Origin of the sequence: Pedobacter sp. B4-66, assembly GCF_018492665.1 — a bacterium.
Classification (GTDB): Bacteria; Bacteroidota; Bacteroidia; order Sphingobacteriales; family Sphingobacteriaceae; genus Pedobacter.
In genome coordinates this window covers 87007-109537 of the sequence record NZ_JAFVME010000018.1, presented here as the reverse complement: position 1 = coordinate 109537, position 22531 = coordinate 87007, and the positions used below count along the sequence as shown (strand labels likewise).

Below are 22531 nucleotides of genomic sequence, written 5' to 3'. Positions count from 1 at the left end.
GAATGTAAATAGCAAAAAGCAAAGGTTACATTTTTTAGATCTGCACCCTATTTAGGTTGATCTAAAAAATGTAACCTTTGTTTTTTAGGCAATTGCTGGCCCCCCTGCCTTTCCAGAAAAAATCGATGTGCTTCGAAGACATGCAAATGTTTTGCCCTTCAGCAAAAGATTTGAGGATGAGAAGAACATTGTTTTTTTCCCTTTTCCTAACTTACAGAGCGGTCTAAATGAACATATCCGCCATCAACATATACAAGTTGTCCTGTGGTATGGCTAGAAACCTCCGACAGCAAGAATATGGTAGCATTAGCTATCTCTTCTGCCGTCGTCATTCTATTTCCCAATGGGATTTTAGCTTTAATAGAAGCCAGTTTCTCTTCAGAGTTAGGTATAGAGCTAATCCATGTTTGATACAGAGGCGTATAGCACTCAGATACAATCACGGAGTTTACACGGATACCATGAGGTAGTAATTCAACTGCCCACTCTCTTGTAAGTGCATTTCGGCCACCATTTGCTGCCGCATATGCTGATGTACCACCCTGACCTGTGTCTGCTACCTTTGACCCTATATTAACAATAGATCCTTTGGATTTGATTAATGATGGCAAAGCATGATGTGCCATCAAATAATAATGCACAATATTTTTATGCAGGCTTTCGATGAATTTTTCGTAGCTGCCATTGGTTAAACTAACACCATCATTTACGCCAGCATTATTTACCAATCCATCTATACGACCGAACTTTTCCAACACCTGGCTTACCGCCTTTGCATTATCTTCTGGATTAGTCAATTCAGCAACAATCTGAAATACTTGTCCACCACTTGCGGCCACATCATTGGCCAGTTTTAAATTATCTGATTCGTTTCTTCCAATGATAACAGGAATGGCACCTTCTTTGGCCAATACTCTTACAATGCCCTCGCCAATGCCCTTTGCACCGCCAGTTACGATAATTACTTTATCTTTTAATTGCAGATCCATAGATTGCTTATTTCAAATTGTAAAATTTAGTTGCATTACCACCCCAAAAAAGTGCCTGTTCGTTTTCAGAAAGCTTGGAAACATAGCTTTTAGCAAGGTCTATAACCTGCCCGTATGCAGCTGCCAGCAGGCTTACCGGCCAGTCAGACCCATACATTATTCTATTTGCTCCAAAAGCTTCGAATACGACATCCAGATATGGGGTAAAGTCTTCATTCTTCCAGTACTTCCAATCAGCCTCAGTTACCATACCTGATGCCTTACAGTACACATTCTCATGAGCAGCCAGCTTTTGTATATCAAGAGCCCACTCTGTGATGTTTTTATTTTTAATATCCGGCTTTGCAATATGATCCAGCACAAAAAGCTGATCAGGGAATTGAGCTACCAACTCTGGTGTGTACTTAAGCTGATCAGGGAAAACCAATATATCGTAGGTAAACCCGTAGTTTTTAAGTTTACCAATTCCATTCACAAAGTCCGGCTTCAGCATCAATGCACGGTCTGTTTCACCCTGCAAAATATGTCTGAACCCTTTCATCTCAGGGTGCTCACTTAAATCTGCCAGTTGCTCATTAATGTTTGCAGCCCTTAAATCAACCCAGCCAACAACCCCTTTTACAAAGGGATTATCTTTAGCATTTTGAAGTTGAAAAGCATTCTCCTGAGGAGACTGGTCTGCCTGCACAACTACACAACCATCAAAATTAAAATGCTCTAGTACAGGCTGAAGGTGTTTAGGAAGAAAGTCATCCTGCAGCACCGCCATATCATCTGTTATCCAGCTATCCCTTACCGCATTATATTTCCAGAAATGCTGATGAGAATCAATTCTTAACATAATTTTTTACCTGTTGTTTTGAGGTACCAAGGCCATCAATGCCTAGTTCTACAACATCACCTTCTTTAAGATATACAGGAGGTTTAAACCCTAGTCCAACACCTGCAGGCGTTCCCGTAGAGATTACATCACCAGGTAATAGCGTCATGAACTGACTTACATATGCAATTACGAAAGGCACATTAAATATAAAGTTGGAGGTATTACCGTCCTGCATTATTTTGCCGTTAACGCTAAGCCATAATCTAAGATTATCGACATCAGCTATTTCATCTTTAGTTGCAAGGAATGGACCTAAAGGAGCAAAAGTATCACAACCTTTTCCTTTATCCCATGTTCCGTTTCTTTCGATCTGGAATTCACGCTCTGACACATCGTTATGCAACACATAACCAGCCACATAATCAAGCGCATCAGCTTCTTCAACATAAGATGCTTTTTTACCGATTACAATTGCCAATTCAACTTCCCAGTCTGTTTTAACAGAGTTTTTAGGGATAACGATATCATCAAAAGGCCCTACTAAAGCAGTAGTGGATTTCATAAAAATAACCGGCTCCGGTGGTAATGGCGCATTGGTTTCCTTTGCGTGATCTGCATAGTTTAACCCGATGCAAACAATTTTTGAAGGACGTGCAACAGGTGAACCCAAACGTGTGTCGGCAGGAACCTGAGCTAATTTACCTTCATTTGCTTTAACAAATGCTTCAAGTCTGGCTAAGCCATTATCATTAAAAAACTTTTCGTTATAATCTTCGCCAAATGCCGAAGTATCATACCAAATATCGTTTACAATAACGCCGGTTTTTTCCTGATCGGCTGCTCCCCATCTGATTAATTTCATTGATTTATATTTATTTAAAAAAACTCAAATTAGTTATTTAATTTAACAAATCCTCCATCTAAAGGATAGTCATTTCCAGTTACAAAGCCGGCTTCGTCTGAACATAAGTATAATGCAAGAGAGGCCACTTCTTCCGGCTTGCCCATACGGCCTATTGGCTGGCTTTTCGATAGCTTATCGAAAATAGCTTCTTCCTGACCCGCATAATTTTTAGCAATAAAACCATCAACGAACGGTGTATGCACCCTTGCAGGCGAAATACTGTTACACCTGATTCCATCTGCCATATAATCGCGTGCTACAGACAATGTCATTGCGGATACAGCACCTTTACTCATCGAGTAAGCAAATCTATCAGTAATACCTACCAATGCAGCGATAGAAGCCATATTAAGGATTACAGGAGCACTGCTTTTTTTCAATGCAGGGATAGCAGCGTATAAACAGTTATAAGCGCCTTTAACATTTACATTAAAGATTTTAGTGAAATCGTCTTCACTTGTAGTTTCAAGTTTTCCCACATGAGCAATACCTGCATTGTTAACAAGGATATCTATATTTCCTATTTTGGTAAAAATATCAATTACCTGAGTCTGGTTGCTTACATCACAACTATAGCCTATTGCATTTCCGCCTGCTTTACTGATCTCATCTATGGTTTGTGAAGCAGCTTCAGCATTTAGTTCGAGAATATGAACCAAAGCACCTTGTTTTGCAAAAAGCACTGATATAGCTCTGCCAATTCCGCTTCCACCGCCTGTAATAATTGCTGATTTTCCTTTTAAACTGAACATATTTATACTATTATAATGAAACACCTCTTTTCCATGGGATGAAATCATCCTGGTTTAACAATACTGCTTTAGGAGTGATTTCGCCACTTGCAGCTTTGATACAATACTCTAAAATCTCCTCGCCCATTTGTTCAATGGTTTTCTCACCGCGAATAATTGCTCCGGTATCGATATCAATAATATCACCCATTCTATTGGTAAGGGCTGTGTTTGTAGCAATTTTAATAACAGGACAAACTGGGTTTCCTGTCGGCGTGCCTAAACCTGTAGTGAAAAGGATCAAGGTAGCACCACTGGCTGCTTTTCCGGTTGTTGCCTCAACATCATTTCCTGGAGTACACACCAAGCTTAAGCCTGGTTTAGTTGCAGGTTCTGTATAGTCCAGAACATCAACCACAGGTGAAGTCCCTGCTTTTTTAGCTGCTCCCGTACTTTTGATCGCATCGGTAATTAAGCCATCTTTTATATTTCCAGGTGATGGGTTCATGTGAAATCCAGAACCGACAGCATGAGCTTGAGCGTCATACTCCTGCATTAGCCTGATAAATTTATCTGCCGTAGGTTTATCTATACATCTATCAATTATGTTTTGTTCTGCTCCACATAATTCAGGGAATTCTGCCAGCAGGACTTTAGCACCAAGTGCGACTAACAAATCAGAAGTATAACCCACTGATGGATTAGCGGAGATACCACTAAAGCCATCGCTACCGCCACATTTAACACCAACACATAGTTGACTAAGTGGCGCTGGACTTCTTTCTGCTTTATTGATCTCGGTTAAACCCGCGAAAGTTTTAAGAATCGCATCTTTTATCAGTTGCTCTTCGCTTTGGCTTTGCTGCTGTTCAAAAATTAAGACCTTTTTATTGAACGTAGGATTACGCTCTTTAATGTCATCTAACAAACTTTGAGTTTGCAAATGCTGACAGCCAAGACTAAGCACGGTGATCCCGGCCACATTTGGATGATCTGCATAAGCAGCTAACAAATTGCTTAATAAATCAGAATCTTGACGTGTACCCCCACAACCACCCTGATGATTAAGGAATTTTATACCATCAACATTTTTGAATACTCTGTTTTTGACTGCCTGTGCAGAAGCAAGACTGTCGATATCAAAAGACTCAATTGATTCGCCATCTTGATATGCAGTAAGCAACTGATCTGTAAACTGTTTGTATTTATCAGTTACATTATAGCCCAAAGTGTTGTACAATGATTCTTTTATTACATCAAGATTTCTGTTTTCACAAAAAACCGTCGGTATAAACAACCAATAATTCGCGGTTCCCACTTTACCATCCTGACGATGGTATCCGTTAAATGTTCTGTTTTGAAACTTTGATACATCTGGCGCCTGCCATTGATAATTTACATCTCTGTAGGCATAATCCTGAGAAGCATGATGAACATTTTCGGTAGTCATCAATCCTCCCTGAGGAATAAAAGTAGTGGCTTTACCAACCAAAACCCCATACATTAACACATCTTCACCAATTGCTCTTTCCGTTATAAAGAACTTATGCTTTGCGTGTACATCATCCTGTAAATCGAATGTTAAGTTATTCCATTCAATTTTTAGCCCTTTTGGTAAATCTTGCAAGGCTACCAGAACATTATCGTCTGGATGTATTTGCAAAAAACTTTTATTAGTTATTACTGACATTATGCTTTTAATTCAAATATTTTATCCATCATCACCCATTTTTCACCCGGTTTAGAACCCGGAATAGCCTGCTGATATTTCCACATTAATTTTTCCCATTCCTGCACCTTTTCGTTTGAGGCATCCATAGCTCCTTTCTTTTCAAAGCTAAATTTACTATTTACTTCCATAATCATGAACAGCCTATTGCCATATCTGTAAATTTCCATGGCATCAATGCCGGCAGAGGTAATACTGTCCTGAATTTCAGGCCATACCTGCTCGTGCATGACTTCGTATTCTTTGATCAGATCAGGATCATTTACCAGATCAAGCGCTAAACAATATCTTTTCATTTTATATATTTTTCTAAGGTTTTTACACTATGCTCTTTTAACAACCTTGTGTCCGGTTACACCAAATAGGAATACAACAGCGAAACATATTAATGGTACTATATACCCAACCTGAATATCAGCTATATCACTAATATAACCCATTGCCGGCGGTAATATTGCCCCCCCAACGATAGACATAATGATCAGACTGCTTCCAAATTTCGTGTCTTTTCCAAGATCCTTTATTCCCAGAGAGAAGATCGTTGGGAACATGATAGACATGAAGAATGCAATACCAATAACCGCAAACAATGCCACGGTGCCATGTGCTACTATTGCAACGGCACACAATATCATACTGGCTACAGCATAAATGGCTAATAACCGCTCTGCCTTAATAAATTTCATCAGGAAAGTACCAAGTATTCTTCCAATTAAAAAAGCTAATCCCATGCCAATACCTGCGTACCCAGCCGCCTTTTGCTGATCAATTTCGGCCGCTTTAGTAGCATACAAAATAAAAAAGCTAAACACACAAACCTGAGCACCTACATAAAAAAACTGAGCAAGAACAGCCCATCTAAGATGTTTATGCTTAAAGGCATCCCATATGGTATGGTCAGTTGCTTTGTCACCAGGCTCTTCTGTTTCCACAATTTCAGGCAATTTCAAAAAGACAAAGATGATTGCTATTACCAGAATAATACTTCCCAGCACTAAATATGGCGTTTTTACTGATGAAGCTTCTGATGCCAAAGCAAATTCCCTTGCTGTGGCAGTCATTTTATTTAATTCTTCGTCTGACAACCCTTCTATTAAAATAATTTTAGCCCCGATTATTGGAGCAACTGTTGCTGCAAGCCCATTAAATGACTGTGCAAAGTTCAGACGAAAAGTTGCCGTTTCGGGAGGGCCAAGCAATGATGCATAAGGGTTAGCCGCCGTTTCCAGAATGGTAAGTCCACATGCGATAATAAATAACGCGCCTAAAAAGAACACATATGCTTGCGTATTTGCAGCTGGTATAAATAAAAATGATCCTATAGCAAACAGTGCTAAACCTAAAATGATCCCGGTTTTATAACCATACTTTTTCATAATAAATCCTGCCGGAAGCGCCATCACAAAGTAGGCGATAAATACGGCAGAGTCGACCAATGATGCTTCTAAAGTACTTAGACTAAAAGACCTTTTTAAATGCGGGATTAGAATTGGATCTAAATTATGTACAAAGCCCCACATAAAAAACAGGGAGGTAATCATAATAAATGGAAACAGGTACTTGTTTTTCGTCATCTGGTTTAATTTTTTGGTTAGTCAAAGAACGCGTTTTTTGAAATGATTTATTTTATCATTTTACCTTATTATTAAGCTATTTTGGCAAATAAAGATTCTATTAACTACATTGAGTGGCCCGTTACGCAATGTGCTCTTTCAGAATTTTAAATTCAATTGCCAAAATAACTTAATCTGATTTGTTCTAATTATCTAATTTCGATTCGTGTATTAAATAGTCCGATAGTTGTATGCGGAGAAAGCGGATTGTGCAATTGCCAGCTAATTGGATAGTATTTACCTTTCTCTACAGCAATTGGTTTTAGCTCCTGATGATAAACCGTTTGATTTAAATTGTTATCAATGCTCATCACATTGATTTTTTTAAAGCCATTATAGTACTTCACAATCAACTGATTCTTGCCTTTTTTAAGTGGCAATAGGATTACGTCCTTTAATTGTTTCTCCTTAAATGGATTGTTATGCTCTGCCAATACTTTCCCATTCAGCGTTACGGTAACACCATCTCCACTGGTTATACCAACAAGATATGATTGATCTTTCTCTGAAGTAATTTCCTGTAAGAAATAGGTTGCCGAATTTTTATCCGCCTCTATTTCATAAGTAACATTATTTTTCCTGTCATCTGTTTTACTCCATACCTGGCTATCTGAGTTTGGCCAAGGTCTACTTACATCAACATTGGTTAAATTGCCATGCACCCCACCAACACCAGAGTAATAAGAGCCCGACTGATAAATATCTCCCCATTTAATAGCTGCAGGATCATTCTTTAACTTCTCGGCAGCTGTTCCGTTCAATGTAACAACGGTAGTTTTTCCATTAATTTCTAAATCTATTGCCTTCCCTTTTTCTTCGTCTGTATAATAGATAACAGGTGTTGGGTTTCCGCCTTTTGAAGGACTAATTGTCCATGACTCTTTTACAGTGCTTTGAAAACGGTTATTGTAATCTACTCCTGAGCTGCTATAATGTTTAAAAGCATTGTGTGAGTTAAGGATTAGAGGCGCTTTATTGAAAGCGATGATGTTCGCGGGAGGCACAGAATATCCATTGGCAAATTCTATTACAATCACCTTAAATTCCTTTTCAATAGCTAAACCTTGAGGAACATTAATTGTTACGCCAGAAGCATTCTGACTAAATTTACCTTTTATATTCTCTCCGAGAACGTAAACATCCTTAATTTTTCCTGTAAGTCCCGGAAGCGTTATTACTCCATTTTCAGGAGCTGAAAGTAAGTGCAAATAGATTTTATTTGGTCTGCTGGTCAGGCTCCCCCATTTGAATGAAATGTGAAAAGGATCAGGATCTGTTCCATAAATGGCCTCTTTGTTCTTATCTAACCATTTGCCTATGCTTAGTAAAACATCCTTTTCGAAATCAACCACTGAACCATCTCCTTTGGGGCCAATATTCAATAGGAAATTACCTCCGCGACTTGCAACTTTAATTAAGCTTGTCAGTTTTTCGCGAATTTTTGCTTCTTCACTTCCTCTTTCCTGCCATGAACGGTAGCTCCAGGTTTCATCAAAGAAAGATGCAGGTGACTGCCATGGTACTCCAATTGCGTAATCAGGCTCCTGATTATCACCCATCACATTAAAATCCCCCATATCGTTTCCGATTCTGCTACCGATCATACAATCAGGTTGAAGCTTATGAACTAAATCTCTTAACTCTCTGCTTTCATCTGCATTTTGAGAACCCATATCAAACCATAGCTCAGAAATTGGTCCGTAGTTACTTAATAGTTCTGTAATCTGTTTTTTATTGTATTGCACATGTTCAGGTGTAATATAATCTGAATTACTGCTTGAAATTGGAGAAGCCTGAGGGTAATGCCAATCGATTAAAGAGAAATACAATCCAAACCTTAATCCACCACGTTTACAGGCTTCGGAAAGTTCCTTTACCACATCTCTTTTGAAAGGTGTAGCATCAACCACATTAAAATCGGTAGTATTTGTTTTGAACATACAGAAACCATCGTGGTGTTTTGAGGTAATTACGATAGAACGCATACCTGCTTTTTTAGCTAATGAAACAATAGAATCTGCATTCCAGCTCTTAGGATTAAACCTTTTAGCCACATCTGCATAAGTATCACTGTAGATACCTGCATGGGCCTGAATCTGTTCACTTAAACCTTTTGCAACCGGTTTTCCTTCCCAAACCCCACCCAAAACAGAATAGATTCCGTAGTGAATGAACATAGAATATTTTTGGTCCTGCCACTCTTTTAAGGCTTTAGGATCATGCTGGGCAAAAGCCAGGGTTTTACAGAGCGTTAATAATGCAAATAAAATGGTTACTTTTTGTTTCATGTTTTACTGGTTGTCGTATTTATTTGAGCGGCTTATCTAAGTTGATCTTTTGTGTATTTTGGCTTCTAAAAATAGTCATTTCGACAATTTTATCTGATTTATTTTTCTGCTGTTCGGCAACCAGTGCAACAACTTTATTTGTTGTTTTCTTTTTAAAAGAAAGGATAACATCATTAGGTTTTAATACCCCTGCAAAAGGACTATTCGCATCAACACTAAGCACCAGAATACCTATTTCTTCAGGCATTCCTGTCGCAGATCGCTCGCCTAATGTTTCCAGATTTTTTATCTGCAATCCAAACCATTCAGTGGACGCACTCATATTTACACCTTCTATTCCCTTAAGTACAGGTATTGGTGCTTTCTTGGCAATCTTGCGTAAAGCAGCTGATGTTACACCAAATTTATCAGTGGAAAAGTTCTTAAACCCTAAAACCAATGCTTTAGAATTACTTCTAACGCTGTAATCGCCAATTGAAGGATTTACAAATCCAGGATTCCCAAACGTAGAATGCTGATCTGTACCTGCCTGCTGTGACTTTTCTAATGAGGCTTTATCTGCAAAGAAGTTATAGTCGATCTCTTTGCCCCAGAAATTGATTCCGATAGGATAATAATTTCTTGTTATAATGTTATGCTTAAACACATCTCCACTGTTTTCAAACCAAACATGGGGATGAAATGAATTATTTAAAATGATGTTATTTTCTACTGTTCTGTAAAACCCTTCGCGAAGTTTTAACCCTCCATTTAAGCAAACGTTATTATAGATGCGGTAATTGCTTGATCCGTCGTCCAAATCTATATCCCATCCATGCTCACAATGAAATCTATTGTCGTGCAGTGTAATTGTTTTTATCACGTCTGCTGTAATTAATGCAGGATTATCTTTAGCTATTTTATTCATTGTTGGAACATCAGGATTCCAATACCTATCCCTGCCCCATGAATTAAATGCGCCATGATCTCCGGATTCCAAAACCGTATTAAAAACATCATTAAAGGCAATCTCGTGACCGCCCCATGTTCCTTCACTAATATTTATACCTGCTCTGGGAACGTCGTAAATGGTATTGTGGATAGCTTTGATACTCATCGACATTGAAATTTGCACACCTGCTACCTGCTTTTCAACCTGTCCCAGTCCATACATCAATGTATTTTCGACAGCACAATTTGCAGGGTAGTTGTTTGTTTTTGGTCCACGAACTGTGTCAATTTCGTTAAATGGTACAAATTGAGAATATTCGAAACTAGGAGAACGAACTGCTTTTGGATCGCCGACAAAACAAACGCCACTTGCTCCTGCGAAAGCGATATGACAACCGGAAATTCTATTGTTTCTATTGTAATTACTTAAGAATACGGCATTGCCTCCAACATGGTTGAAATAACAAGACCTCACCTCACAAGACTCTGCTCCTTCCATCAAAACAGCTCCACCTCTATAGATGGTCCAGTCGCTACGTAATAGCGGCTCTTTGGTTTCCATAAAGGTTCTAAGTGTATGTGTCAGTTCAAGACCTTCGATGTTTATATTTTTAACAGGACTTTTTTCGGAGCCTTTAAATTCAAAAAGGTGCTTTAGACGAGGTATCTCTACTTTAGCTGCAGAAAGGTTGGTGGATTGTTCTGGATAATAGTAAAGTATCTTTTCGTCTTTATTGTAATACCACTCCCCTACAGTATCCAGCTCCTCAAATATATTTTCAACGAATCGATGTTTCTCGTGCATCCCCATTTGGCGGTTATTTTGGTAACCACCTTCCATTTTCAGTTTTCCTTCTCCGTCTTTTCCGGTGATCCGGTATTGATAACCACCCCACTCCGCTCTGTGTAACGCATGGATAAAGCCACCTGTTGGGTTTTTCCAGCTAGCTATGCGCTCTGGACTCAATGCATCTGCAGAAGATCCGCCAAAGAACCTTACAGCCGGATTATAGTTAGGGTATCTAGCCATGCGTTGCTGATTTCCTTTAATGAAAAGCTGATCAAAAGTATAGTCGGCTCCAACCTTGGCTTTCATGATCTTGCCTTTATAGCTTTCCCATTTTAAGGGTAAGTGAGTTCCGCCACTGACAACTACTTTTTCGCTTGCATATGGCTTTATGGTTAGCTCATTATTTGTTTTTCTTGAATCTTCTGGTGTAAATACAACGGTTTGTGATAAGTAGTGGGTTCCGCCACGAAGGAATATGACAACTTTGCCAGGGGTATTGCGCGCGGCAAGTTGAGCTCTTTTTATTGTTGCAAAAGGCTTTTCCCTGGTTCCTGAGTTTTTATCATTTCCTTTTGGAGAAACGTAAAAATCTTTAGCGAAGGCACAATTGACAGTTAGCAATAAGGCAAATAGAATTGAGAACAAAGGTTTCATTTGGTTTCTTGTTAGGTTTTATTTGGTCTATTAGGTTTCTCAAAGAAAGCGAATTACAGCATGCAAAATTTGCATAAATTGTCTAAACATTAAGCAATTTTGGCATTAGACTATGAAGATATGCCAAAATTCAGTATTTATAACAAAACCAGCAACGGTTTATTGAGGCTGGTTTTATTTAATGGCATTAAAAGAGCGCGTTACTTTATCATTTTCTTTAAATAGACGATTGGTATTTTAATCATGGTCTCATCTGATAAACTTCCTGAAACAGTATTTAATTTGACATCTGTTAAATTCACATCTACTTTACCAGTAGTATTCAGCGTTAATTGATTAATGCCAATACGATCTTTGCTTTGTTCATCTCCTGAGATATTCAATCCTGATTCAGGAGATGCGGATATATTTAGTAAGTCGTAAGATTTCTCTTCAGACCTAAAATGTGAGGATTTCAGATCTAAATCAAGAGATTTAACTCCTTCCCCAGCCAACAGCAAGTCATTTACCTTTTCAGCATTAATGCTTAGGTGATTTACATTGAAATCGTTCTCCATATTTAAAAAAACTATATCCTTAGCATTTAACTTTAATGCTTCCGATTGGTTTTTGAATGTTAATGTAACTGCATCTATGTCTGATAAATTTAACGCTTCTATTTTTGGTGCATACACATAGATAGTAATGGGATAAGATACATCTTTAAGACCTCCCTTCAATGTAATGTGAAGTTGCTCGTTAGCGTCAATAGTTACTTCGACAAAGTCCTTATATATCTCCGAAACTTTTACTCCATAATCTTTATCATTCACAAGATTTACGTACCATGTTTTATCTCTATTCCCAAAAGCGCCTACTCTATTTCCATGAACACTTATAGATTTGAACGCTCTCTTAAGTGCTATCCTAGAAAAGCCATTAGACTCGGAGTTTAAACGTAAATTGGCATTCCCTTGTTCCTTGATTTCTTCAGGATCTTTATAATCTCTGTTTATGGTGTAGGCCATTATTGTTAATGGTACAACAAACATCAAGACTGCAAATGCGATTAATAATTTATTACTTGTTTTCATTTGAATATTTTTTAATGGCTATAATATCTAACTAGCAGACATTCGACCTAAGGGTTAGTAAATGTTTCGTTCACAAATTTCTTATATCTTGCTTCCAGCTCTTCAAAGCCTATATCCAGCAGATAAAGGTTTCTGAAGAAGACCGGAAGTTCTTCGTCCATAAACTGAACTTTACGATAAAGTTTTATCTGTTTAATAGCATCCTCTGCTATAAAAAAACCGATGCCTCTTTTGTTGCTAAGGATATTTTTATTCTGAAGAAGTTCGTAAGTACGCATTACCGTATTAGGATTAACTTCTAATGATACGGCCAACTCTCTTACTGAGGGTATTTTTTCTTCATCTTTCCATTTGCCCAACAAAATATGCTCACAAACGTAATCCCCTATCTGAAGGTATATTGCCTTATTATCTCTAAATTCCATGTTTGTGTAATTTAATTAAACCTCTTTCTCTTTGACACGAAAAAAGGTTATTGCCCAGAAAAACAATGTTATGAATGCAGTTCCCATTAGTATATAAATAAAAACTTCATCGTTGTGGGATCTATATCCGAAATTAGCTGAATCCTGTACTTTATGGAGGGTCAACCACATTCCTACTTTCACAAGTGCATATATCAACCCGCTGCAAAAAAGCATTGTAACAACAGCAGTTTTTATATAATGAAACCTATTAAAATAAACTGAACCTAAGAGAAAAATACTAGTAATCATAAACGGGATTCCATACATAGGCCTCATCTCTTTATGCGCCAACAACTCAGAGAACAAGGTCCTTATACCAATAACACCCGTTTTAGGTGTAGGAAAAGGCCCAGATGTAGTACTAAATGTAATATGACCAATAGACTTTTCAATGTAGGTTACAAAAGTCAGATCAACAATATAAAAAACTAGCAGAAAGCTAAATACACTTAAGATACTTGTGTAAAATAAACCACACAGCCATTTTTCTAAACTTGAGGCAGGGGCCATTAGTTCAATTATTGCCTTAGCCTTTTGTCCCAGCATTGAAAAATAGCTACTGGCTATTACACTGATAAAAATGAATCCCAACGTAAGAAACAAAGGAATTCTAAAATACAGGTTCAAAAAACCATCTGAATTATAACGGTAATCTTTATCCGGATCCGGGAAATTCCAGGAGTAAAATAGAACAAATACACCGGTTATCACCAATAAACTGATGAGGTATATTTTGCCAAACTCAAGCCATTGTCTTTTCACCAATAACCAGAAGCGATTAAAATTAAATGTGTTGTTCATAGTGCGTTAATTAAAAATGGGTTTAAGTTTTTTCTTTTCTGCAAGTACAGCGTTGAATAAAAGTTCAATATCCATCTTGCTATCTTCCTGATGGTAGTTTGGTACTACTACGTTAAACCCAGATAAAGCCGGTTCAGCATAAATCACGGTTTCGTCTAACTCCTTCATCTTTTTAAAGGTTAACTTTTGAGTGATCTCTTCAATTGATGCCTTTAATGCGATTGTACTTTCATCTAACATAATCACCGTATCAATTAAATTATCAAGATCACGTACCTGATGGGTTGAGATGACAATACAACGGTCGTCAGTTAAGGCAGAGGCCATAACTTTACGAAATTGAGCCTTAGAGGGAATATCTAAACCATTGGTTGGTTCATCCATAATAATCAGCTTAGCCTGGGTAGCCAAGCCAAAGGCAATAATAAACTTCTTCTTTTGCCCATAAGACATATTAACCAGCTTATTGCTAATAGGGATGTTAAATTCCTCTAGCAACACATTCAAATAAGCATGATCAAATTTTTTATAGAATGGGGCATTTGCCTTTATATACGCATCAATTTTAATTGAAGGGAGATGAAACTCCTCAGGAATAAAACAGATGTCGGCCAACAACTCAGGTTCTCTTTTGGCGGGATTAAATCCCATCACATTTAGAGATCCACTTTGCGCATATACCAAACCAGCTATATTTTTCAATAGGCTAGATTTCCCTGCTCCATTTTTTCCTAGTAAGCCATAGATATGACCAGCGCTGAGCTGCATACTCATATCTTTAAAAAGTAAGCTATGCTTACTGTAACCAAAATTAAGATTGTTAATTGCTATCATTACTACTGTATTAGTTAAATAATACACTAATGTATATGGTAATTTTTGTATATCCTAATAATTGGTAAAATAAAATTTAACTGTATAAAAAAAGCCTTACATGATGTAAGGCTTAAAATTTCTATTTATAAAGGGTGTTTTATTCACACGTGCATTTTCCTTTAAAATCACCTTCTCAGAAGAACGGTTATTTTAGAATCTTTAACAGGTAAGAGCCATAACCACTTTTAACCAAAGGTTCAGCAACTTTTCTTAGTTGTTCTTTGTCAATGAACCCCATTCTATAAGCAACCTCTTCAATACATCCGATTTTTAACCCCTGACGTTCTTCAATCACCTGAACAAATTGTCCTGCCTGCATTAAAGAAGCAAAGGTTCCAGTATCCAACCATGCAGTACCTCTGCTTAGCACGCCTACTTTTAGCTTTCCTTGTTCAAGATATACTTTATTTACATCTGTAATTTCATATTCCCCTCTTGGCGAAGGTTTAATATTTTTAGCGATCTCAACAACTGAATTATCATAAAAATACAATCCCGGGACTGCATAATCAGATTTAGGATGCGCCGGTTTCTCTTCAATAGAAATAGCTCTGTTATCCTCATCGAACTCTACAACACCATATCTTTCAGGATCAGAAACACGATAAGCGAATACAACACCACCACTTGGATCAGCACTTGACTGTAGCAATTTAGCCATCCCATCACCGTAGAAAATGTTATCTCCAAGTACCAGCGCTACTTTATCATTGCCAATAAAATCTGCTCCAATTACGAAAGCCTGTGCCAAACCATTTGGTTGTTCCTGAACTGCATAAGAAAACTTACATCCTAAAGCACTTCCATCACCAAGCAGTTTCTCAAAATTTGGAAGGTCATGAGGTGTAGAAATAATGAGGATTTCATTAATCCCCGCAAGCATCAAGATAGACAATGGATAGTAGATCATGGGTTTATCATAAACCGGCATCATCTGTTTACTCATCACCAGGGTTAAAGGATGCAACCTAGTGCCACTTCCCCCTGCTAAAATAATTCCTTTCAAATTATAGCGTTTGTTTGTTTAAAATTCTATTAGTGTTCTAACCGACTATGTCATTATTCGAAGATACAGTATCTTCTAGTTCTTTAAACCACTCCGCACCATATTTTCTTACTAAAGGGCCTTTTAAAAATTGATAAACAGGCACCTTTAATTCCCTTCCAAAAGAACAGGCATCATGACAAATATGCCATCTATCGTAGTTCAAAACCTCAAATTCAGGATATTGAGTTACTCTGATAGGATACAAATGACAAGAAATTGGTTTTTGCCAATCAACTAATCCTTGTTCATATCCTTTTTCTATTCCGCATTTAGTAATTCCATTTTCGAAAGTAACATAAGCGCATTCTTTATTTCCATCTACACATGGAGTTGTCAAATCTCCATCAGCATCAACCACTGATGTCCCCTGCTCTTCTATTGCTGCGATTCCCTTAGCCTCCAGCAAATGCTTGATCTTTGGATAAACTTCTTTGAGTATCGCAGTTTCAGCAACATCCAATGGAGCTCCGGCATCCCCCTCCACACAACAAATACCCTTACATTTGTTGAGGTTGCACACAAAGTTTTCTCTAATCAGGTCTTCATGTACCAGGGTATTTTGTACTTCTATCATCTTTTTAATTTACTATGGCTAATGGATACTTTAATCCATCCGCCGATTTAATTTCCATTATTACTGACCCAACTATAATCTCAACCTGAGCCTTTACAGGGACTCTGTTGCCATCATCGGTAATCCATAAGTATAATTTACTATCCTTACGAAATATTCGACCAGGCTTAATTGAAGGGCTAAATTTCAAACAACTTATTTTCCCCAGCTTTGTTTTTACAATTTCTCTGCCCAGATATTGAATTTCTAACTGGTTCACTTCATCACCAAGGAAATAATTCAATTTAACATATTCGCCAGATTTCATTTTAGAGATATCGAGACTCCTTGCAAAATAATAAGAAGACACCAAGTCGAATGTTTGATTATTGGGCGTTGAAAAAGTACCCTTTGTTGCAACTACTTTCTTTTCTTCCTGATTAAATCTTGCTTTATCTTGCCGTCTATAACTTCCCTCTCTAATATTTTCCTGAAAGAAGTAGGGTTTTAAATTAACTTTATCTATATAAGAATCGTAATGATCTCTTATTTTATAAAAAACATCAAAGGTTCCGGATGTTACTCCATCAACGCTCAACCTATAGGTAGGATTACCATCAAATTTTAAATCTGAATTGAGCACTTTTAATGTCCCTTCTGCAGCAGTAATAAATCCATATTTCAATTTATATGTAAGCACCTCTCCTGGCTGAAATACGGACTCTTTTACAAAAGGCAATTCCTGTGCAAAGCCTTTAGCGCTTAGGAATATAATAACAGCAAATAACAAAAATGATCTTCTCATACCTAAGCTAAAACAAAAAGCAATCCAAAATTAATCCTTTCGCTTATATATGGGTACAGTAGAGCATGGCTCTCCATACATAATACTCTTAACAACCGGCGTTAGGAGGTTCGTAATTTCCACATAAGCAGAGACAGGCAAATAAATATCTGCACATCCCTTTACTACAACGCGCTCACCTGCAAAAGCATTAATATCTATTTTCGCCAGTGCTTTGGTAAACAAAATGGTTTCTAATGTTTCAAGGCTACCAAAAACTACTTCATTTGCATATGGCTTTAATTTATTAGCCAAAAGCATATAAGCCCAGGTAGGAACAATTGCATCAGCACTACAGGTGATTGCTACGTTTTTACCTTCATAGCTAGCCCAATCGTGTGTTTTGATAAACTCTCTGAAATCCTTTTCTCTCAACATCAATCCGTGGAAAAGATTATCCTTAATATCATAAACCACTCTTTCTCCCTGATTAAGATACTCTTCAAGGTTAAAAGTGATTAAACCACTGGAAGCTACTTTATTGACGAAATTCTCTTGAATGTCCATTGCTTTAAAATAAAAAACCGGAAGTATAAACTACTTCCGGTTGCAAAATTACGTAAAATAAGATTAATAGAATTTCACCCTATTGTCTTTTATATCGCTTTTATCTTGTAATGCCTGGAATGCCGCACCTAATGAGCGCTGAGCAGTAGCCTGCATCATTATTTCTTTTTGTTTGTAAGTATTAGCTAATGGAGCTGGGTTAGTAAATCCATCTACTGAGAATACATATACACCACGCTCACCGTCGATAGCTTTAGAAAGCTTACCTGGCTGAGATCCAAAAACAGCACCCACTACTTTATTTTCCTGACCTGCGCCTGGGATAATAGGGTTTGCGAATACAACATTTTGAACAGGAGTTGCAGGTTTAGCTAATTTTTGAGCTACCTGATCGATATTGCCTGCACCTTGTAATGCTTTGTCAACTTTTTCTTTAAGCATTTTAGCTTTAACGATATTACGAACGATTGGCTCAATATCTTTTTTAACTGCATCTAAAGGCAAAGTTCCTTTTGGTCTGATATCTGTTACACGAGCTACAACAAATGAGTTATCCATTTGATAAACCTGATCTAACACATCACCTGTTTTAGCGCTATAAGCATCACGTATTAACTGACGTGGATTATCTAAACCTGGAGCAAAGCCTTGTGTTGGTGTAATTTTGTCAGCAACACCTAAAGTGTAACCTTTTTTCTGAGCTAATTCAGAGAAGTTACCACCTTTAACTTCACTTAAGAAGTTACTTGCTTTTTTATAAGCAGCATCTTTAGTTTTATTACTTGCCATTAAGCTTTTCTCAATGTAAGCTAATTTAGCCACTTTTGAAGAACCAATTTGTTTTTCGATTTTGATTAAGTGAACACCGAATTGGCTCGTTACAATTTTAAGGTCACCAACGTTTCCATTAAATGCAGCATTTTCAAACTCAGGAACCATTTGTCCACGAACAAATGTACCAAGGTCTCCACCTTTATCTTTAGAACCGTCTACACTGTACTCAGCTGCTAAAGTACCAAAGGCCGCACCTTTTTGAATAAGACCCTTTAACGAGTCAGCTAATTTGATCGCTTTATCAACACCACCAAGTTTGCTGGCATCAAGTAAAATATGACTTGCCTTAACTGAATCAGGAGAAAAACGAGTATCAATCACCTTAACCAGTTTGTAAGAATTTCCAGACAACTTAGGTCCGTAGAAACTACCAGCAGGTAAGTTGAACACTACTGAATCTACAGCAGGATCCAATTTGCCTTTAGTAAGGTAAGTGTATGGAACTTTAACATCTGAATTAACTGCCGCGAAAAGAGAGTCATTTGCAGATGTTCTAAAATCAGCAGCAAGTTTCTCAATTTGTGTTTTAACAGCTGCAGAATCTTCTTTAGTTGGGTTAACACTAAAAGCTACGTACTCAAATGCACGAGTTTCTGTAGGGTTCTCGAAACGTTGTTTGTTATCGTTATAATAATCTGAATAATCAGATTCAGCAATTTTCACACTAGCATCAGGAATAGAAGCATATTCTAAACCAACATATTTGAAGTTAGCCAGTTTATTACGGTTTACATGCTCATCATTAGCTTCTAATGAAGTTACGTAAACAGAGTTAGTTACAAACTTCACATATTTTTGTTGTAATGCTTGTCTTTCTATTTCTTCTTCAACTGCTTGTAACTGTTTTGCCATATTAGGATCTTTATAACCTTCTTTAAAGGTTCTGATCACCTGAGCTCTATCAACCTGGCCAGTTTGAGGGTTTCCAAAATATTGTACGATAAGTGGGCTTGGGTTATCGCCTTTAATAAGGTCGGCCAACTCATCAGAAGATACATTTATACCTAAGCGGCTATATTCTTTTCCTAAAAGAACCTTAGCTACTTCGCCTTGCCATACGTTATCAACAGCCATAGCTTGCATTTGAGCGTTACCGGAACCTCCGTATTGCTGTTTGAACTGAGCTAAACTCTGATCAACTTTAGCACCAAACTCATCTATGTTTATTTCCTCACCGTCAACAGACCCTACAACTTTTTGAGAAGCAGCCCAAAAAGGCTTACCTACGTTAATTGCATCACCAACTAAAAATGCAACAATTGCAAAACCGATGGCTCCAATCAGAATATAGCCTGCGCGATTCCGCAAAAATGTCATTAAACCCATAATATTCTTATTTATAATTTTTTTTAAGAGGGCGCAAGATACAACTTTTGCTAAAAAAAGAAAATATAAAATTGTTTTTGAATAAGTATTTAAAAATTAGGGAAATAAGCCCCCCAGATAAATGAGCTTATTCTCCGAAATTATCCGGCACATAGGTCTCCCCTGAACCGTTTTTCCAGTTGATAAAATTGAAATCTTCGGTGGCACTAAAATCTACTGCATTAAGAACCGTACCGTCTGGTTTTGTGACTACGCCTTTTGGAGATAAAAACAATTTCTTATTCTGATCCCAAACCAGCTCCTCCGTATTAAAAGTCATGTTTTCGTTCACGACCACTACATTTCTTCTGAAAATAGTTAATTTTTCAGCTTCCTTCATTATCGCATAATCGGAAGTGATTGATCCTTTAATCTTTGTAGTGATCTCGTCTATGAAGTTGATTTTAACGCCCTTTGGCATTTCCTGATAACCAGCACCGTTAGCTGGTGTAACCTTATCCATGATAGGTGCAAAACCCTGTGCTTTAACCTTTGCTGAATCACTATAGATGATATCGACACCCGTGGTACGGTCGCGATCTAAAGTGACTTTTTCAGACAGCTTTGCTGCCTTCTTCAAGTCATCCTCTCCGCAAGAACTTAAGCAAATCTGTAGCAGACAAAGTATAACACTTCCATATATTATACCCCGAGTATTCATTAATCGAATTTATATCTTCTGAACCAGGTATCGTTAAGTGTAAATCCTAAATGGAAATTTATATAGTTCTCCTGAATAAGACCGTTGGTTATTGAACCTCTTTTTCCTACTTCAGTAGTAAAGTTTAACTTGTAAACAGAATTTCTGCTAAGTGCCAATGGCAGACCAACCCCAAAGGTTACAGCCATCTGCTTAACATCCTGATCGTTTAGTCTGATATAAGTTTTATCATATTGGAAACCCATACGATAATCTACGTGCTTAAAATAGCCGGTAGTTGCACCTGCGTCAGGCGTAAACTGACCTCCTCCAGAGAATCCCCAACTATCTTGTAAACCTTGATTTACACCATCCATGCTCAATTTAGACCATTTTCCCATTCTATAATCTGCACCAATCATCCATTTGTTGTCTCTTTGAATTGAGATACCAAAATTATGCATCAAAGGAAGCTTCAATTTAGCAGAACTGTTTTCTTCAATTTTAACGGTATCAAAAGGAGTATTATCAACTCCTTCGTTATTTTTATCGTACAAAGTAGTTAAGAAAGTCTTTTTCGAGCTCACTGAAGAAGAAGACGACCCAGAGTATCCTAAAGTAATGCGGCTTTTAGTTCCTAAAGGAATCTCATATTGTGCTCCATAAGAAAAGCCAACACCACCAACACTATTTTTCTTAATGTTACGGCTATTTATCGCAATCTGATTTACAGGCTCTAAAGAAGCACTTTCCTGTAAATTTCCGAATACATATTCAATGTTACCACCAACTCTGAAATGATCTCCAAACTGCTGTCCGAAACCGAAATATGCTTTTGTTAGGTTTCCTTCTCCCGAATACAAATAATTTACACTGTTTGTATCTAGTTTATCGTTAATAGTATACTCATAACCAAGTTCAGTAAAAGGCAATAAACCAAAGCTTATTGCTGATTTTCCTGCTACTATTGGAAAAGCTACTGCAACATGGCTAAGTGTACCATTAAAGCTACTTTCAGATTTAGAGCCGTCTTTTAATGTGGTAACAGCACCACTCAAACCCATATCAAGGGTAGTAAGCGTAATCCCTGAATAAGAAGCAGGGTTCTGCATGTTGATGTTACTAAACCCGCTTGGTTTATAAACACCTGTAGAAATACCGCCCATTGCCTTAAACTGAGGAAGCAATGCTCCTTTTACGTTTCCAAGCCCAAATCTGGAGTACGGCGACTGTGTTGTAACCTGTGCATTAACAGAAATACTGGTAAGCAATAACAATACTGCCGCTATATAATTAATCTTTTTGTACATATTCAAAAGCAATGACTTCATTTAATCCTTTTAATACTAGGTATGGATCGTGTATAATTTGAGGCGCAAAGATGCTGTTTTTTAATTGTTTCAGCAAAAAAGCTGCATCGCCCCCGGTTATTAGTACGGTTAGATCCTTATTTTCTTTATTTTCATGGGAAATAAATCCCTGAACTTCATTAATTGCACCTTGCAGAACCCCACTCTTAATGGCTGTTTCTGTGTCTTCTCCTGCGGGAATTTCTGTCTCTGCTCTATCCCACTCTACTAAAGGCAGTCTGCGGGTAAAATGATGCAGGGCTTCGAACCGCATATGTAAGCCTAAACTTATACTACCTCCAAAATAGGTATGCTCGCTATCCAGCAAATCGTATGTAATGCAGGTTCCTGCATCAATTATAAAACAATTTCTTTGAGGATAGTAATAATGAGTAGCAATAATTTTAGCCCATCTATCCAAACCCAGTGTAGCAAGTGTTTTATAGTGATTCTTTATTCCGGTATTGACCTTGGTAGAAAACTCGATATAATTTGTGTTCTTTTTTAAAACATTAATTATCTCTTCAAACTCAACGGCAACACTCGAAATTGTTGAATTACTTATCTTATGCTGTTTAATTAAGTTTAAAACATCCTCAGCAGTCATCTGTTTCAGTGTCAGGTACTCGATCAGCTCCCGGTTGTTAAATACAGCCAGTTTACTATTCGTATTACCAATATCTATGACAAGATTATGCATTAAGGACAGCTACTCCAAACTTC

Annotated in this window: 21 protein-coding genes; all 21 read right to left on the bottom strand. The window is 37.5% G+C overall.

Going from position 1 to position 22531, the window contains the following annotated elements; all coding sequences use genetic code 11:
* Positions 1 to 206 precede the first annotated feature (206 nt).
* The 21 genes from J1905_RS22940 to J1905_RS22840 all read right to left on the bottom strand — a co-directional run bounded on the left by J1905_RS22940 (position 207) and on the right by J1905_RS22840 (position 22508).
* Positions 207 to 989 carry an SDR family oxidoreductase gene (locus J1905_RS22940; protein ID WP_214229522.1) on the bottom strand — a complete coding sequence of 261 codons (783 nt, stop codon included), beginning with the start codon at positions 987 to 989 and terminating at the stop codon, positions 207 to 209.
* A gap of 7 nt (positions 990 to 996) precedes the next feature.
* Positions 997 to 1830 (bottom strand): amidohydrolase family protein, encoded by an 834-nt coding sequence (locus J1905_RS22935; RefSeq protein WP_214229521.1) that lies wholly within the window; start codon positions 1828 to 1830, stop codon positions 997 to 999.
* Positions 1817 to 2674 (bottom strand): fumarylacetoacetate hydrolase family protein, encoded by an 858-nt coding sequence (locus J1905_RS22930; protein ID WP_214229520.1) that lies wholly within the window; start codon positions 2672 to 2674, stop codon positions 1817 to 1819. Before J1905_RS22930 ends, J1905_RS22935 begins: the two co-directional genes overlap by 14 nt.
* A gap of 29 nt (positions 2675 to 2703) precedes the next feature.
* Positions 2704 to 3468 carry an SDR family NAD(P)-dependent oxidoreductase gene (locus J1905_RS22925; RefSeq protein ID WP_214229519.1) on the bottom strand — a complete coding sequence of 255 codons (765 nt, stop codon included), beginning with the start codon at positions 3466 to 3468 and terminating at the stop codon, positions 2704 to 2706.
* 10 nt (positions 3469 to 3478) lie between these two features.
* The gene (locus J1905_RS22920; RefSeq protein ID WP_214229518.1) at positions 3479 to 5137 is read right to left on the bottom strand and encodes a UxaA family hydrolase; all 1659 of its coding nucleotides are present in this window, start codon (positions 5135 to 5137) and stop codon (positions 3479 to 3481) included.
* Entirely contained in the window at positions 5137 to 5472 is a 336-nt protein-coding gene (locus J1905_RS22915) for an L-rhamnose mutarotase (protein ID WP_214229517.1), read from the bottom strand. The genes J1905_RS22920 and J1905_RS22915 overlap by 1 nt, the downstream gene beginning before the upstream one ends.
* 27 nt (positions 5473 to 5499) lie before the next feature.
* Positions 5500 to 6750 (bottom strand): L-fucose:H+ symporter permease, encoded by a 1251-nt coding sequence (gene fucP, locus J1905_RS22910; protein ID WP_214229516.1) that lies wholly within the window; start codon positions 6748 to 6750, stop codon positions 5500 to 5502.
* Positions 6751 to 6938: 188 nt separating this feature from the next.
* Complete coding sequence (locus tag J1905_RS22905) at positions 6939 to 9077, bottom strand: alpha-L-fucosidase (protein WP_214229515.1); 2139 nt, start codon at positions 9075 to 9077, stop codon at positions 6939 to 6941.
* Positions 9078 to 9096: 19 nt separating this feature from the next.
* Positions 9097 to 11451, bottom strand: a complete 2355-nt coding sequence (locus tag J1905_RS22900) for a PDZ domain-containing protein (protein ID WP_214229514.1) — start codon at positions 11449 to 11451, stop codon at positions 9097 to 9099.
* Positions 11452 to 11651: 200 nt separating this feature from the next.
* Entirely contained in the window at positions 11652 to 12524 is an 873-nt protein-coding gene (locus J1905_RS22895; protein ID WP_214229513.1) for a DUF2807 domain-containing protein, read from the bottom strand.
* Positions 12525 to 12571: 47 nt separating this feature from the next.
* Positions 12572 to 12949: a GntR family transcriptional regulator gene (locus tag J1905_RS22890; RefSeq protein ID WP_214229512.1), complete on the bottom strand. Its 378-nt coding sequence runs from the start codon at positions 12947 to 12949 to the stop codon at positions 12572 to 12574.
* A 15-nt stretch (positions 12950 to 12964) separates the two neighbouring features.
* Positions 12965 to 13792: a hypothetical protein gene (locus J1905_RS22885; RefSeq protein WP_214229511.1), complete on the bottom strand. Its 828-nt coding sequence runs from the start codon at positions 13790 to 13792 to the stop codon at positions 12965 to 12967.
* A gap of 6 nt (positions 13793 to 13798) precedes the next feature.
* A complete protein-coding gene (locus J1905_RS22880; RefSeq protein WP_214229510.1) occupies positions 13799 to 14626 on the bottom strand; it encodes an ABC transporter ATP-binding protein in 828 nt (275 codons plus the stop codon).
* A 187-nt stretch (positions 14627 to 14813) separates the two neighbouring features.
* Positions 14814 to 15674, bottom strand: a complete 861-nt coding sequence (rfbA, locus tag J1905_RS22875) for a glucose-1-phosphate thymidylyltransferase RfbA (protein ID WP_214229509.1) — start codon at positions 15672 to 15674, stop codon at positions 14814 to 14816.
* Positions 15675 to 15711: 37 nt separating this feature from the next.
* A complete protein-coding gene (locus J1905_RS22870) occupies positions 15712 to 16290 on the bottom strand; it encodes a DUF3109 family protein (protein ID WP_214229508.1) in 579 nt (192 codons plus the stop codon).
* A 4-nt stretch (positions 16291 to 16294) separates the two neighbouring features.
* Positions 16295 to 17074, bottom strand: coding sequence for a DUF3108 domain-containing protein (locus J1905_RS22865; RefSeq protein ID WP_214229507.1), 780 nt, complete (start codon positions 17072 to 17074; stop codon positions 16295 to 16297).
* 30 nt (positions 17075 to 17104) lie between these two features.
* Complete coding sequence (locus J1905_RS22860) at positions 17105 to 17620, bottom strand: DUF2480 family protein (RefSeq protein ID WP_214229506.1); 516 nt, start codon at positions 17618 to 17620, stop codon at positions 17105 to 17107.
* A gap of 63 nt (positions 17621 to 17683) precedes the next feature.
* Positions 17684 to 19780: a peptidylprolyl isomerase gene (locus J1905_RS22855; protein ID WP_214229505.1), complete on the bottom strand. Its 2097-nt coding sequence runs from the start codon at positions 19778 to 19780 to the stop codon at positions 17684 to 17686.
* A gap of 127 nt (positions 19781 to 19907) precedes the next feature.
* On the bottom strand, positions 19908 to 20480 hold the full coding sequence (locus tag J1905_RS22850; RefSeq protein WP_250318177.1) for a hypothetical protein: 573 nt from the start codon (positions 20478 to 20480) through the stop codon (positions 19908 to 19910).
* The gene (bamG, locus tag J1905_RS22845) at positions 20480 to 21790 is read right to left on the bottom strand and encodes a BamG family beta-barrel-assembly machinery protein (protein WP_250318176.1); all 1311 of its coding nucleotides are present in this window, start codon (positions 21788 to 21790) and stop codon (positions 20480 to 20482) included. The genes J1905_RS22850 and bamG overlap by 1 nt, the downstream gene beginning before the upstream one ends.
* Complete coding sequence (locus tag J1905_RS22840) at positions 21753 to 22508, bottom strand: type III pantothenate kinase (protein ID WP_214229504.1); 756 nt, start codon at positions 22506 to 22508, stop codon at positions 21753 to 21755. The genes bamG and J1905_RS22840 overlap by 38 nt, the downstream gene beginning before the upstream one ends.
* Positions 22509 to 22531: the final 23 nt, after the last annotated feature.